This is a genomic window from Lelliottia nimipressuralis, from assembly GCF_004402045.1.
Lineage (GTDB): Bacteria > Pseudomonadota > Gammaproteobacteria > Enterobacterales > Enterobacteriaceae > Enterobacter > Enterobacter chinensis.
In genome coordinates, this window is record NZ_SOMG01000023.1 from 124759 (window position 1) to 137965 (window position 13207).

The following is a 13207-nucleotide window of genomic DNA, read 5'->3' on the forward strand; positions in this document are numbered from 1 at the left end:
TGCGTGGCGAAACCTGACTTTTTACTTACCGGAGGCCACATGGATCCCGATCCCACACCTCTCCTGAACGGGAGAATGCGTTCTATCCGGTAAGCCAGCCTGTTGCTGACTCACCGGTGATGTGAGGCAGCAACGTCATAAACGTTCCTGCTTGAAAAATTGAGTGCCTCTCAGGTACGGCTTTGCCACGCCTGAAGGAATGCTGCATCCGCGTTTGCGGATGCGGAGGAATGACTATGTTTAAAAATATTACCCGTCAGCTGCAGGCGCTGCTGAGCCGCCACCTGCCACACCGTCTTGTTCAGCGCGACCCGCTGCCCAATGGCAAAAACATGGCGGGCGCCGCGATCCCCGCGTCCCTGACCGAGCGCTGCCTGAACGTGGCGGCGATGGATGAAAACGAAGTCTGGCGCGCCTTTGGCGGCCACCCGGAAGGGCTGAACGCGACAGAAGTCGAAAAAATCCGCGCCGTGCATGGCGATAACCAGATCCCGGCGCAAAAACCGTCTCCGTGGTGGGTGCATCTCTGGCTCTGCTACCGCAACCCGTTCAACCTGCTGCTGACCGTTCTCGGCCTTATCTCATATGCCACGGAAGATCTGTTTGCCGCAGGGGTGATTGCCCTGATGGTGGGCATTTCCACGCTGCTGAACTTTATCCAGGAAGCCCGCTCCACCAAAGCGGCAGACGCCCTGAAGGCGATGGTCAGCAACACGGCAACCGTTTCGCGCGTGATTAACGATCTCGGCGAAAACGCCTGGGTGGAGCTGCCCATCGACCAGCTGGTACCGGGCGATCTGGTGAAGCTGGCGGCGGGAGATATGATCCCGGCGGATTTACGCATCATTCAGGCACGCGATCTGTTCGTCGCGCAGGCTTCCCTGACCGGGGAATCCCTGCCGGTTGAAAAGGTGGCGCGCAGCCGCGATCCGCAGCAGATGAACCCGCTAGAATGCGACACCCTGTGCTTTATGGGCACCACGGTGGTCAGCGGTACGGCGCAGGCGATTGTCACCGCCACCGGGGGCAACACCTGGTTTGGTCAGCTTGCCGGACGCGTCAGCGAGCAGGAGAGCGAACCCAATGCCTTCCAGAAAGGGATTGGCCGCGTCAGCATGCTGCTGATCCGCTTTATGATGGTGATGACGCCGATCGTGCTGCTGATCAACGGCTACACCAAAGGCGACTGGTGGGAAGCGGCGCTGTTTGCGCTCTCCGTGGCCGTCGGCTTAACGCCGGAAATGCTGCCGATGATTGTCACCTCCACGCTGGCGCGCGGGGCGGTCAAACTGTCCAAACAAAAGGTGATCGTCAAACACCTCGACGCCATTCAAAACTTTGGCGCGATGGACATCCTCTGCACCGATAAAACCGGCACGCTGACGCAGGATAAAATCGTGCTGGAGAACCACACCGATATCTCCGGCAAAACCAGCGAGCGCGTGCTGCACAGCGCGTGGCTGAACAGCCATTACCAGACCGGGCTGAAAAACCTGCTCGACGTCGCGGTGCTGGAAGGGGTGGATGAAGAGTCGGCCCGCACGCTCTCCGGACGCTGGCAGAAGGTGGATGAGATCCCGTTCGACTTCGAGCGCCGCCGTATGTCGGTGGTGGTGAGCGAGCAGCAGGACGTCCACCAGCTGATCTGCAAAGGGGCGCTGCAGGAGATCCTGAACGTGTCGACGCAGGTGCGCTATAACGGCGACATCGTGCCGCTGGACGACACCATGCTGCGCCGCATCAAGCGCGTTACCGACAACCTGAACCGTCAGGGGCTGCGCGTAGTGGCGGTCGCGAGCAAGTTCCTGCCCGCGCGCGAGGGGGACTATCAGCGTATCGACGAATCCGATCTGATCCTCGAGGGTTACATCGCCTTCCTCGATCCGCCGAAAGAGACCACCGCACCGGCGCTGAAAGCGCTGAAGGCGAGCGGTATTACTGTCAAAATCCTGACCGGTGACAGCGAGCTGGTAGCGGCCAAAGTGTGCCACGAAGTGGGGCTGGACGCGGGCGATGTGGTGGTGGGGAGCGATATTGAGCACCTCTCCGATGACGAGCTGGCGAAGCTTGCCCAGCGTACCACGCTGTTTGCCCGGCTGACGCCGATGCACAAAGAGCGCATTGTCACCCTGCTCAAGCGAGAAGGGCACGTGGTGGGCTTTATGGGTGACGGCATCAACGATGCGCCTGCGCTGCGTGCGGCGGATATTGGTATCTCCGTGGACGGCGCGGTGGATATCGCCCGCGAAGCGGCAGATATCATCCTGCTGGAAAAGAGCCTGATGGTGCTGGAGGAGGGCGTGATTGAAGGACGTCGCACCTTCGCCAACATGCTCAAGTACATCAAGATGACCGCCAGCTCCAACTTCGGTAACGTCTTCAGCGTGCTGGTGGCGAGCGCGTTTCTGCCGTTCCTACCGATGCTGCCGCTGCATCTGCTGATCCAGAACCTGATGTACGATGTCTCTCAGGTGGCGATCCCGTTTGATAACGTCGACGACGAGCAGATCCAGAAGCCGCAGCACTGGAACCCGGCGGATCTCGGGCGCTTTATGCTGTTCTTTGGCCCGATCAGCTCCATCTTCGACATCCTGACCTTCTGCCTGATGTGGTTTGTGTTCCACGCCAACACCCCGGAACATCAGACTCTGTTCCAGTCCGGCTGGTTCGTGGTGGGACTGCTGTCGCAAACGCTGATTGTGCATATGATCCGCACCCGCCGCATTCCGTTCATCCAGAGCCGTGCCGCGTGGCCGCTGATTGTGATGACGGGGATTGTGATGGCGCTCGGCATCGCGCTGCCGTTCTCACCGCTGGCAAGTTACCTGCAGCTGCAGGCGCTGCCGCTGAGCTACTTCCCGTGGCTGGTGGCGATCCTCGCAGGCTATATGGTGCTGACCCAGATGGTGAAAGGGTTCTATGCGCGTCGGTATGGGTGGCAGTAACGGCAAGCCCGGTGGCGCAGCGCCACCGGGCAATAGCTTTCCTCTCAAATTCAACAACCTGTGATCTCCGTCGGCGCATTCGCTTGACGACAAAATGAACGCATGTTAACAGAATGTTTTGCCTTTATTTGGCCCGTCAGATAAGGAACATTCATGTTACGGTACAGTCTCTTAACCGCCGGGCTGATGCTCGGCGCGTCGGCGTTTGCCGCCCCGGCAGGCGATCTCCCTTTAATGCCCTGGCCCGCGAAGGTCGAACGCCCGACAACCCAGGGCGCGCTGGTGCTGAGCAACAACGTATCCATTAGCGTCAGCGGGGACGATCTCGGTGACGCCGTCAATCGCCTGCGCCAGCGTATTGCCCTGCAAACGGGCTGGACGCTCCAGCCGCAGACTGAAAAGCCAGAGAAACCGACCATCCGCATTGCCATCGCCAAAAAGGTCAAACCGCAGCCGCTGCCTGACAGCGACGAAAGCTATAAGCTGACGGTGGACGCCAACGGGGTGAATATCTCCGCCAACACCCGTTTCGGTGCATTGCGCGCTATAGAAACCCTGCTCCAGCTGGTGCAGAACGGTGCGGAAAATAGCTCGCTTCCGTGGGTCTCTATTGAGGATTCCCCACGCTTCCCGTGGCGCGGGCTGCTGCTGGATTCGGCGCGCCACTTCATCCCGCTGCCGGACATCAAGCGGCAGATTGACGGCATGGCGGCCGCCAAACTTAACGTGCTGCACTGGCATCTGACCGACGATCAGGGCTGGCGCTTCAGCTCGACGCGCTATCCAAAGCTGACCCAGCTTGCCAGCGACGGGCTGTTCTACACGCCGGAACAGATGCGCGAGGTCGTGCGTTACGCCACCGAGCGCGGCATCCGCGTGGTGCCGGAGATCGACATGCCGGGCCACGCCTCGGCAATTGCCGTGGCCTATCGCGAGCTGATGAGCGCGCCGGGGCCGTATCAGATGGAGCGACACTGGGGCGTGCTGAAGCCGGTGCTGGATCCGACAAAAGCGGCAACCTATGCGTTTGCTGAGGCGATGGTCAGCGAACTGGCGGCGATCTTCCCCGATCCGTATCTGCATATCGGCGGCGATGAGGTCGACGACTCCCAGTGGAAAGCGAACCCCGCCATTCAGCAATTTATGCGCGATAAGAAGCTTGCTGACAGCCATGCGCTGCAGGCTTACTTCAACCGCAAGCTGGAAACGATCCTCGAGAAACACCACCGGCAGATGGTCGGCTGGGACGAGATCTACCATCCCGATCTGCCAAAAAGCATTCTGATCCAGTCCTGGCAGGGGCAGGACGCGCTGGGGCAGGTGGCGCAGAACGGCTACAAGGGCATTCTGTCGACCGGTTTTTATCTCGACCAGCCGCAGTCCACCGCCTATCACTACCGCAACGAGATTGTCCCGCAGGGGCTGAACGGCGTGGACGTGATAGCGGACACCGACAGCGCCCAGAGCTGGGCCTTCTCTATGCCGCGCCTGAAAGGCAAGTCGGTAGAGGGGAGCTTCACGCTGGTGAAAGGGGATGCCGGCTGGCGCGGGTTTATTGATTTTGCCGGCAAATCCCGTCGTGCGGTGCAGGATATTGAATGGCGCGATGACAGCCAGGTGACCTTTACCGTCGACACCTGGATGGGCGAAACGCGCCCCGTGGTGTCGGTGAATAACGATACCCTCACCGGCTACTTCCTGGTGGGGAACGTCCGCTATCCGATTAGCGGCACGCGCCTGGACGAAGTGCCGAAAGGCCTTCCGCCAGTCGTGCCGGATGTGGCGAACCAGGCCAACCTGCTCGGCGGCGAAGCCGCGCTGTGGGCGGAAAACGTGGTCGCGCCGGTGCTGGATATCCGCCTGTGGCCGCGCACTTTTGCGGTGGCGGAGCGCCTGTGGTCCGCGCAGGACGTCAACGATGTCGACAACATGTACACCCGCCTGCAGGCGATGGACAGCTGGTCAGCGGTGTCGGTCGGGCTGCAGCAGCATACCCAGCAGCAGGTGCAGTTCACGCGCCTTGCGGGCAATGCCGATACGCTGCCGCTGCAAATCCTCGCGCAGGCAGTTGAGCCGGCGCAGTATTACACCCGTCAGCACCTCAAGTTCCAGGCCGGAAACTACCATCAGTTTGAGCCGCTCAACCGCTTCGCGGATGCGCTGAACGCCGAAAGCGCCACCGTGCGGCAGATGAACAAATGGGCTGACCGTCTGGTGAGCGACGCAGAAGACGCGGAAAGCGCCGAGGCGCTGCGCCACGTCTTTACCCGCTGGCAAAGCAACACCAGCGATGCGCTGGCGTTAAGCGAAAACAGCTATCAGCTGAAGGCGATCAAACCGGTGATTCAGGAGGTCGACAAGCTTTCGTCGATTGGCCTGCGGCTCACCGATCTGGTGGCACGTCAGGGCACGCTGGACGATAAAGAAATAGCGTCGATTCAGAGCGAGCTGGATAACGCGGCGAAGGTGCAGGACGAGGTGGTGATTGCGGCAGTGTACCCGCTGGAGACGCTGCTCAGAGCGACGCGGAATTAGTAAAAATGCCCGGTGGCGCTACGCTTACCGGGCCTACGTAACGTGTAGGCCCGGCAAACGCAGTGCCGCCGGGCATGAAGGCGTCTCAGTTCTTAAGAACCCACGCCTCTTTCCATGCTGAACCCGCACCCGGCTCAAACTGGGTGGCATGTTTACTCCACTGCATGCAGTAGCCGCTGTATGGGAAAGGCTTACACTGGTAGGTCTTACCGTCTTTCGGCTGCAGCACCACGGTGCCGGCTTTGTACGACGCGATATTATCCGGGAAGATAAAGTCATGTTGACCGGAGTTGTCCGCCGCCGCTTCGCCTTCCAGCATCAGGTTCAGGACATCCTGCGCAAACAGCGTGCCGTCTTTGTTGGTGGCGTAGTACTTGAGCATGTGATGGCCCGCTTCAACGCCGGTTAGCGTCATGGTGACGTCCTGATTCGCGTTGTTCATCTCCTGCTTCAGATACCCTTTTTCCGCGCCGTGATGGTTCATGACGTGGGCTTCGAAATCGACGTTACCGTGGGTATTTACGTGGAAGGTCACGGTGGCGTTGCCCTGTTCGATTTTGCTGTACTGCAGGCCGGAGACGGCAATCGTCTCGTTAACCTCCGCTTTCTGCTCCTCATAAGAGATCGCAACAGATTTCAGCGTGCTGCCGTCTTTCACGTAGACGCTGTTCGCGCCGTGAACCGGGCTAATCTCGCCGCCTTCATCCTTCACGCCGACGCGTACGTTCTGGTGCGCGGTGTTAATTTTCTGCGCCAGATCGTAAGACCACTGGTTGGCATCGCCCTGGGCGGCGGTGGCGATCGTCATGTCGGTGCGCATGGACGTGACTTCACCGTGAGCGTCGAAGAAGCGGGCAATGACTTTATCGCCTGCGTTCAGGTTATTACCGGCAATCTGGCCGCTCAGGGTTTTGCTCCATTCGGAAACAACGCCCGGGGTTTCATCCGGCGTAACGTTGCCGCCGTTCCCAAAATCAACGTCAATGGCCTGGTAGAAACTGTTTGAGGTATCCGCAATTTCCCAGACGCCATAAATCACCTGGTAACCCGTGCGTGCCGGCACATTACAGGTCATGGCTTTACGCATCTCAGGCGCCTGGCCATTTCCATTAACGGTACAGAACGGGGTTAATTCAAACTGATCGCGGGTCAGGGGCTTATTCGGATCCCAGTTTTGTCTGGTGATGTAATAACGCCAGTTGGTGGTTTTGTGCGGTGCGGTGTGGTACCAGACGAATTCATGCGCGCCTGCGGTCATTGGCGTTTTCGTCCAGGCGTTCATACTCTGTTTATCCAGCTGGGAGTAGTTAGCGATCCCCGCGCTGGCGAGCTGGCCGTCCGGCGGTAGCGCCCCCGTCGGGAAACCGGAGGTTTTCTCCACGCTCTGCGGTTCATACTGTACGGAACCGCAATCAATATTTTGACCGAGCTTACACATATAAGCGCGGCTGGCAGGTGATTCAATATAACCGTGCGCCAAAGCGGATGAAGCAACGGTCATCGTCGCTACCGCCAGCGCAATTTTTGATAATTTCATTGTTAGTCCATTAATAATAAATATGCAGCTCGATGTTATTAATGGCGGGTGGGGGACGTCATGCTGTGGCGAGAGGAAAAATAGCCAAAAAAAATGGACAGCCGAGGCCGCCCATTATTTATTGAAATAAATTAACGACGTACGGCAATCGCTTCGATTTCAATTTTCACGTCTTTTGGCAGACGTGCCACTTCCACGCAGGAGCGCGCCGGGAAGCTGGCATTGTGCTCGGTGAAGAACGCTTCGTAGGTGGCGTTAACGGTGGCGAAATCGTTCAGATCTTTCACGAAAACGGTGGTTTTCACGATATCGCCCACTTTCAGGCCCGCGGATTCCACGATAGCCTGCACGTTTTCCAGCGACTGACGCGCCTGTGCCGCTACATCTTCCGGCACCGCGCCGGTTTTTGGGTTCACCGGGATCTGACCTGAAGTGATGATCATGCTGCCCAGATCAACGCCCTGAACGTAGGGGCCGATAGCCGCGGGTGCATTTTCCGTCGCGAGTACTTTGCTCATGTTTTCTCCAGAATTACAGCGTTAAGAATGTTCCCGGCCATTATAACAGCCGGGATTTCATTACCAACCTCAATTAGTTGGCCAGCACCACATAATGAGAAAACTCTTTTTCGCAGTATTTGCATTTGAGTGCGATGTCATCAGCGCGTTTTTTCACTGCAAAGCTGGAGGACACCGGCTCAGCGTGGCTGATGCAGTTGCTGTTCGGGCAGACCAGCACGCTCTCAATGCGATCCGGCAGGCTCGGACGGGATTTGCCGACCACTTCATACTCGTCGATGCGGTTGACGGTGGCCTCCGGCGCGTACAGCGACAGCTGGTTGACCTGCTCGTCGGTCAGGAAGGTATTCTCAATTTTGATCAGATCCTTGCGGCCCATCTCGCCTGAAGGCAGGTTCAGGCCGATGGTGATGCGCTGGTCGGTTTCGGTCAGTTTGAACAGCGTCAGCAGCTTAAAGCCCACCTGCGCAGGGATGTGGTCAATCACGGTGCCACGCTTGATGGCTTCAACCTGGAGTTTGTTATCGTGTGTCATGGTCATTTCCCCTTACAGAGCCAATTCGCGATTCAGAACCAGTGCCAGTAACGCCTGGCGGGCGAAGATGCCGTTCCCGGCCTGCTGGAAGTACCAGGCGTGCGGCGTTTTATCCACGTCTGTGGTGATCTCATCGATGCGCGGCAGCGGGTGCAGGACCTTCATGTTGTCGCGCGCGCCCTCAAGGTCGCTGGCGCGCAGCACGAACTGCGCCTTCACGTTGGCGTACTCGGACGGGTCCAGACGCTCTTTCTGCACGCGAGTCATGTAGAGAATATCCACGTGGCTCATCACCTCTTCGATGCTGGCGTGCAGGCTCCACTGGATGCCTTTTTCGTCCAGCATGTCGAGAATGTACTGCGGCATCGCCAGCGCGTCCGGGGCGATGAAGAAGAAGCGGTTGCCGTTAAATTTCGCCAGCGCCTGGGTCAGGGAGTGGACGGTACGGCCGTACTTCAGGTCGCCGACCATGGCGATGTTCAGGTTCTCGAGCGTGCCCTGCGTCTCCTGAATGGTGAACAGATCCAGCAGGGTCTGCGTCGGGTGCTGGTTGGCACCGTCACCTGCGTTCAGCACCGGAATGCCGCCGGAAAATTCGGTTGCCAGGCGCGCCGCGCCTTCTTGCGGGTGGCGCATCACAATCGCGTCTACATAGGTGCTGATGACTGAAATGGTGTCCGCGAGGGTTTCGCCTTTTTTACCCAGCGACGTGTTGCTGCTGTCCGAGAAGCCCACCACGCTTGCGCCCAGGCGGTGCATAGAGGTCTCAAAGGAGAGGCGGGTGCGGGTCGAGGCTTCGAAGAAGCAGCTCGCAATCACCTTGTGCTTCAGCAGCTCCGGTTGCGGATTGGCCTTCAGTTTTGCCGCGGTTTCCAGAACCAGTTCCAGCTCTTCGCGGCTGAGGTCGTTTATGGAAATGATGTGTTTTTGATAAAGCGGATTCATGTTTATCTCCTGACGCCGGGCAAAAAAAAGCCCCTCAAATGAGGGGCTCTGGGAATAGGTTTAGCAACGGGAAGAAAAACGGCAGGCCAGCGTCTGATTTCAGACGCGGTAAGACGTTATGTCGTACACGCTTGACCATGCTTCCTCCCGGCAAATTGTCGGGCATTATACGCAGCTCGCTTTTCGGATCAAGCGATTTAATGCACACTTTACTCAATGCAAACGGTTCTTTGTGAATATTAATTCGTTCTGAGTAAATAATTAATTTGCTTATGCACCAGCGCGGTGCGCTTCACCACCCGGGGGGCGACCCAGACGATACTGCTGCCGGCCACCACGCCTAAAATTTCCGGAAGCTGGTGATAATCCAGAATACGCGCCACCGCGCGGCCATATCCGGCGACGGTATGCACAAGGATAAACTCGCTATTATGTTCGACGCTCACCACCATTTCCGAAACGGTACGCGCGGCGTCGGGGGCAGGGCGCAGTTGAGGATTCAACGAATAAATCTTTAGCCCTTTGGCATTTCGAATTTTTATGACTCCGAGCAACTTCAGCAGACGCGAAACGGTCGACTGGCTAATGCTGTCAAACCCTCTCTCCTGCAGGTCGCGACGGATCTCTTCCTGCGAAAGATAACCCTTTTCGGCGACCAGACGCTTGCACACCGTGAGCTGCAGTTGTTCTTTGGGAGAGTACTCTTCGTAATCCATCATGTTTCCCATATCAGTTCCCGAAATAACCGGTGACACCGCACCGATCCGTAGGCCGGATAAGCGCAGCGCCATCCGACAAATTACAACAACGCCCCCAGGCTTAACGCCACCATAATCACCACCGTCAGGATCGCCAGCAGCGGCGCGACCCATTTCAGATAGCGCACGTAAGGCACCCGGGCGATAGCCAGACCGCCCATCACGACGGCGGAGGTCGGTGTGACGAGGTTAACGATGCCGGAGGCCGACTGGTAAGCCGTAACCACCAGGTCGCGGTTGACGTTAGCGAAATCGGCAAGCGGTGCCATGATCGGCATCGTCAGAACGGCCAGGCCGGATGAAGAAGGCACAAGAAACGACAGCACGACCTCCAGCCAGTACATCACGTTGATAAACGCCACCGTGGACAACCCGCTGACCAGCCCTTCCGCGCTGTGCAAAATGGTGTGGGTAATCATGCCCTTATCCATGATCACTACGATACCGCGCGCGATGCCGATAATCAGCGCGACGCCCAGCAAATCTCGCGCGCCGTTGATAAAGGTTGAGGTCAGCTCCTCTTCACTCATGCGGGCAATCAGCCCGACGATAATCGCGCTGGCGAGGAACACCGCCGAGATTTCCGCCATCCACCAGCCCAGCACCGCCACGCCGTAAATCATCACCGCAAAGGCGAGAGCAAAAATCACGAGGATGATTTTGCGCACCGGGGTAAATTCCAGCGACTGCTCGCCTTTGTTGCCGAGGAAGTGAGCGCGGTTTTCCTCCTGTTTGTCGGCGACAATAGAGAGAGACGGATCCAGGCGCACCTTGCGGGCGTAACGCATCACCCATGCCACGCAGATGACCCAGCCGATGACCAGCAGCGCCACGCGCAGGGCGATGCCGTTGGTGAAGGGGATCCCGGCGGCGTTGGCGGCGATCACCGTCGCGAACGGGTTAATGGTGGAGCCGAGCGTGCCGATCCCCGCGCCGAGCAGCACGGTGGAGGCAGCGACAACCGGATCGAACCGGGCGGCCAGCATCACCGGCACCAGCAGGGTGTAGAACGGCAGCGACTCCTCGGCCATGCCGTAAATCGTGCCGCCTGCGGCAAACAACGCCATCAGGATCGGGATCATCCACTCTTCGCGTCCGCGCAGCCGGGTGGTGACGCGCTCGATCCCGGCGTCAATCGCCCCGGTTTTGGTGACGATCCCGAGAAATCCCCCGATGATCAGGATAAATAGCGCTACGTCGATCGCCCCGGCCTGGCCGGAAACCGGATCGTACAGGCCGGCAATCGGCGCCATCAGCACGGAAACGATCCCCTGCGGATGCGCCGCCACGTGTGCGTAGGTTCCGGCAACCGGGACTTCTTTGCCGAGCGCCTCGTTCATCGCCATCTGGTACTGACCGGCGGGGACGACCCAGCTCAGCGCCGCAACAGCGGCAATCAGAAAGAAGAGAATGGTGTAAGCGGAGGGAAACTTGAACTTGCCCATGATGTTCTCCTTAAACCCGGCGCACCCCGCGGCGCGCCGGGCGGTGATTAGTCGCCGAGTGTCGCCACCATGACCGCTTTAATGGTGTGCATGCGGTTCTCTGCTTCGTCGAAGACGATGGAGTTCGGTGATTCAAAGACCTCTTCCGTCACCTCCAGCCCCTTCAGGCCGTAGGCCATCTCGATTTCTCGGCCCACTTTGGTGTGCTCGTTATGGAACGCCGGCAGGCAGTGCATAAACTTGACGTTCGGATTGCCGGTGGCTTTCATCACGTCCGCATTGATTTGATACGGTTTCATCAGGCTGACGCGCTCGGCCCAGGCCTCCTTCGGCTCGCCCATGGAGACCCACACGTCGGTGTAGAGGAAATCGGTCCCCTGCACGCCTTCTTCCACGTCGTCGGTGAGGGTGATGCGCGCGCCCGTTTCTTTCGCGATGGCACGGCACTGCTCAACCAGACCCGCTTCCGGCCAGAAGGATTTCGGTGCGACCAGGCGGATATCCATCCCCATCTTGGCCGCGCCGACCATCAGGGAATTGCCCATGTTGTTGCGCGCGTCGCCCAGATAAGCAAAGCTCAGCTCCGGCAGGGTTTTGCCCGGCGCGTGCTCCAGCATGGTCATCAGGTCGGCGAGGATTTGTGTGGGGTGGAACTCGTCGGTCAGGCCGTTCCACACCGGTACGCCCGCGTACTCGCCCAGCTCTTCGACGATGGCCTGGCCGTAGCCGCGGTATTCGATGCCGTCATACATGCGGCCCAGCACGCGGGCGGTGTCTTTCATCGACTCTTTATGGCCGATCTGCGATCCGCTTGGGCCGAGGTAGGTCACCTGCGCGCCCTGGTCGAACGCGCCCACTTCGAAGGCGCAGCGGGTGCGGGTGGAGGTTTTTTCAAAAATCAGGGCGATGTTTTTCCCAACCAGGGTTTGCTTCTCGCGCCCGGCTTTTTTGGCCGCCTTCAGCTCGATGGCGAGGTCGATCAGGTACTGGATCTCTGCCGGGGTGTAGTCCAGCAGTTTGAGGAAGTTGCGGTTTTTCAGGTTGATGGTCATGGGTAAATCCTTTTTAAATAAGTGTTCAGTTACGAATCAACGTGCCTTTCTCGCCCGCGAGGATCTCCGCGCCGTCGGCCAGCGCGCCGATCCCGGCAATCCCATTGCAGGCTTCAACAAACTCGCGGCAGGCGGCCACTTTCGGCCCCATCGATCCGGCGTCGAACTGCATACCTCTGAGCAACTCCGGCGTCACCTGCGCCAGCGGGCGCTGGGTCGGTTTGCCCCAGTCGAGGTACACCGCGTCGGCATCGGTGAGGATCAGCAGGGCATCGGCCTCAATCTGGCGCGCCAGCAGGGCGGCGGAGAGGTCTTTGTCGATCACCGCCTCAATGCCGCGATAGCCGTTGGCGTTTTCCACCACCGGCACGCCGCCGCCGCCGTTGCAGATCACCAGATGGTCGCGCTGAATAAGCGCCGTGATGGCGTCGCTCTCAACGATGCGTTTCGGCTGTGGTGAGGGCACCACGCGGCGGAAATAGCCGCCGTCGGCCTTGAACACCCAGCCTTTCTCCGCGGCCAGCGTTTTCGCCTGCGCTTCGCTGTAGACCGGGCCGATGTATTTGGTCGGGTTGCTGAAGGCCGGGTCGGCGGCGTCCACTTCCACCTGCGTGAGCAGGACGCTCACCTCGCGCTGGGGCAGACTGTTTTTCAGCGCTTGCTGGAGCATGTAGCCGATCATTCCCTGGCTTTCGGCGCCGAGAACGTCCAGCGGGTAGGGGGCGACCTTGTCGTAGGCGCTGTTCTGCAGCGCCAGCAGCCCGACCTGCGGCCCGTTGCCGTGCACCAGCACCACGCGCCACTGCGCCGTCAGCCCGGCGATGGTGCGGGCGGCCAGCTCGATGTTCTGGCGCTGGATGTCGGCCTCTAACGGTTCACCGCGCTTGAGCAGCGCGTTGCCGCCCAGGGCCACTACCAGAGTAGGTTTTCGTTCCAT

11 protein-coding genes and 1 pseudogene are annotated in these 13207 nt (G+C 59.2%); 3 read left to right on the forward strand and 9 right to left on the reverse strand.

Annotation, left to right across the window (positions count from 1 at the left end; translation table 11 throughout):
• Positions 1–236: 236 nt before the first annotated feature.
• Positions 237–2945: a magnesium-translocating P-type ATPase gene (gene mgtA / locus E3U32_RS15430; protein ID WP_134349478.1), complete on the forward strand. Its 2709-nt coding sequence runs from the start codon at positions 237–239 to the stop codon at positions 2943–2945.
• 153 nt (positions 2946–3098) lie between these two features.
• Positions 3099–5480 (forward strand): beta-N-acetylhexosaminidase, encoded by a 2382-nt coding sequence (locus E3U32_RS15435; protein WP_134349479.1) that lies wholly within the window; start codon positions 3099–3101, stop codon positions 5478–5480.
• 85 nt (positions 5481–5565) lie between these two features.
• Here the strand turns inward: E3U32_RS15435 and gbpA are convergent, their stop codons facing one another.
• The 5 genes from gbpA to E3U32_RS15460 form a co-directional block, all read right to left on the reverse strand.
• The gene (gbpA, locus tag E3U32_RS15440; protein ID WP_134349480.1) at positions 5566–7017 is read right to left on the reverse strand and encodes an N-acetylglucosamine-binding protein GbpA; all 1452 of its coding nucleotides are present in this window, start codon (positions 7015–7017) and stop codon (positions 5566–5568) included.
• A 131-nt stretch (positions 7018–7148) separates the two neighbouring features.
• Entirely contained in the window at positions 7149–7535 is a 387-nt protein-coding gene (gene ridA / locus E3U32_RS15445) for a 2-iminobutanoate/2-iminopropanoate deaminase (protein ID WP_134349481.1), read from the reverse strand.
• A 73-nt stretch (positions 7536–7608) separates the two neighbouring features.
• The gene (gene pyrI / locus E3U32_RS15450; RefSeq protein WP_134349482.1) at positions 7609–8070 is read right to left on the reverse strand and encodes an aspartate carbamoyltransferase regulatory subunit; all 462 of its coding nucleotides are present in this window, start codon (positions 8068–8070) and stop codon (positions 7609–7611) included.
• A 12-nt stretch (positions 8071–8082) separates the two neighbouring features.
• Positions 8083–9015 carry an aspartate carbamoyltransferase gene (gene pyrB, locus E3U32_RS15455; RefSeq protein ID WP_025759900.1) on the reverse strand — a complete coding sequence of 311 codons (933 nt, stop codon included), beginning with the start codon at positions 9013–9015 and terminating at the stop codon, positions 8083–8085.
• Positions 9016–9049: 34 nt separating this feature from the next.
• A complete protein-coding gene (locus E3U32_RS15460; RefSeq protein WP_022646880.1) occupies positions 9050–9154 on the reverse strand; it encodes a pyrBI operon leader peptide in 105 nt (34 codons plus the stop codon).
• Here E3U32_RS15460 and E3U32_RS15465 point away from each other — a divergent pair.
• A pseudogene (locus E3U32_RS15465) lies at positions 9134–9251 on the forward strand (hypothetical protein). The gene E3U32_RS15460 and the pseudogene E3U32_RS15465 overlap by 21 nt on opposite strands.
• 3 nt (positions 9252–9254) lie before the next feature.
• On the opposite strand, the gene E3U32_RS15470 reads toward E3U32_RS15465, so the two are convergent.
• The 4 genes from E3U32_RS15470 to arcC form a co-directional block, all read right to left on the reverse strand.
• Positions 9255–9734 carry an arginine repressor gene (locus E3U32_RS15470; RefSeq protein WP_047346435.1) on the reverse strand — a complete coding sequence of 160 codons (480 nt, stop codon included), beginning with the start codon at positions 9732–9734 and terminating at the stop codon, positions 9255–9257.
• Between the two features lie 80 nt (positions 9735–9814).
• Positions 9815–11218 carry a YfcC family protein gene (locus E3U32_RS15475; RefSeq protein ID WP_134349483.1) on the reverse strand — a complete coding sequence of 468 codons (1404 nt, stop codon included), beginning with the start codon at positions 11216–11218 and terminating at the stop codon, positions 9815–9817.
• A gap of 47 nt (positions 11219–11265) precedes the next feature.
• Positions 11266–12270, reverse strand: coding sequence for an ornithine carbamoyltransferase (gene argF, locus E3U32_RS15480; RefSeq protein WP_032647051.1), 1005 nt, complete (start codon positions 12268–12270; stop codon positions 11266–11268).
• Between the two features lie 25 nt (positions 12271–12295).
• Positions 12296–13207: a carbamate kinase gene (arcC, locus tag E3U32_RS15485; protein WP_134349484.1), complete on the reverse strand. Its 912-nt coding sequence runs from the start codon at positions 13205–13207 to the stop codon at positions 12296–12298.